Source organism: Streptomyces sp. MnatMP-M17, assembly GCF_900091995.1.
GTDB lineage: Bacteria > Actinomycetota > Actinomycetes > Streptomycetales > Streptomycetaceae > Streptomyces.
In genome coordinates this window covers 1-1,395 of sequence record NZ_FMDK01001301.1, presented here as the reverse complement: position 1 = coordinate 1,395, position 1,395 = coordinate 1, and the positions used below count along the sequence as shown (strand labels likewise).

1 protein-coding gene is annotated in these 1,395 nt (G+C 70.9%); it reads right to left on the bottom strand.

Annotated elements, in window-relative coordinates:
* Nucleotides 1-592 precede the first annotated feature (592 nt).
* Nucleotides 593-820 (bottom strand): hypothetical protein, encoded by a 228-nt coding sequence (locus GA0115259_RS41030; protein ID WP_093605326.1) that lies wholly within the window; start codon nt 818-820, stop codon nt 593-595.
* Nucleotides 821-1,395 lie beyond the last annotated feature (575 nt).

Below are 1,395 nucleotides of genomic sequence, written 5' to 3'. Positions count from 1 at the left end.
CGCCGCCACCGGCCGGGTATCCGGCCGCGGGGCGGCCAGTGCCCTCCGGGGGCCTCTGCCGTACGAGCGGCCGGGGCAACCAAGCGATTCAGCGTCCCGGCCACCGGCCAGGAAGCCGAACATCTCCCGCATGATCTCTTGTGGCACCAGGCCGTTCAACGGTGAAGTCGCAGAGACCGGCGAGGGACTTGTGTCCCGCAGCCTTCCTGGCTGCCGTCCTCTTCGGCGGGGCCTTCTTCTTCATGGCCTTCTTGGGCGCCGTGGACCGTAGCGTCCTCGCCGGGGCCACGCAACGAACGCACCTACACCATGCAGCACTTGGACAACGACCACGGCAGCTGACCGCCGCACCGATCACAGCCGACCCTGCCAAGGGCAGATCCAACGCGCGCTCGTGGAACTGCCCGGCATTTCGCGGTGACCCGCGCGGTTATGGAAGCCGACCAAGCAGCCGAGTTCGACCGCTGCATCGAGATCTTCCCGCCATCGAACTGCCCGTCGTACCGGTGCGCCGGCCGGGGTCGGTGCCGACGAAGAGGACATCGGCGCCACCGACCCCGGCGACAACGGCCTGGAGACAGCGTGCGGACCGCTACCGCTTCCAGTACGCGCCCCCGGCCGACCAGGCCCGCCCCGCCATGGACACCACGCTGTGCACACGCTTCGACGCCGGGATGCGGCGCGTCACCGACGATCCGTACGGCGCGGGTCCTCGCCGATCGGCAACGACGAGGACCGGCGCCAGGCCGCCGCCGATGCCGTGATCCGCCACTACGTCGGCGAAGGCGTCCTGATGGTCACCGTCGTCCGCGCCGTCCATCTCCGAAGCCGCCCTGGCGGAAACCGCAGCAGGGCGGGCTTCTCGACATCACGGCCCACAACACCGGGCCACACGCCAGCCCCGCCACGCGCCAGCCCCGCCGGCCGAGGCCGGACTCGATACCCCGACAGGCCCTGCCGAAAGGGCCGTTCAGTCCCACGGTGACGGACCTTCGGCACCCCGCGAATCCCTCTCCGAGCGACAAGAGTGAGCGGTGCCAGATCCGACCGGGCGGTCCACGAAGGGATCACCACCATGGCCGTACACGAACACCCTCACAAGGGCCAGGACTCCACCTGCCGTCGTTCGGCAGGAGCGGGACCGCCCCCGCGTTCCGGTCGTCGGTACGGGCACGCACCGACACGCACACCGCGCGGGCCTGCGCCTTCGCGTTCCCGCACCTGCTCGCTGGATTCGTCTTCCTGCGCGCCGTCCCCGGCAAAGCCTTCGGCCTCGGCCACGCCGCCCCGTCCGGCAAGGGCTGAACCCACAGCGGCCCGCCGACCAAAAGCTCCCTCAGCGGCACGGCCGCCGGACCGCAGCTGACTGGCGCTGACCGCAAGAGGTACGGCGGG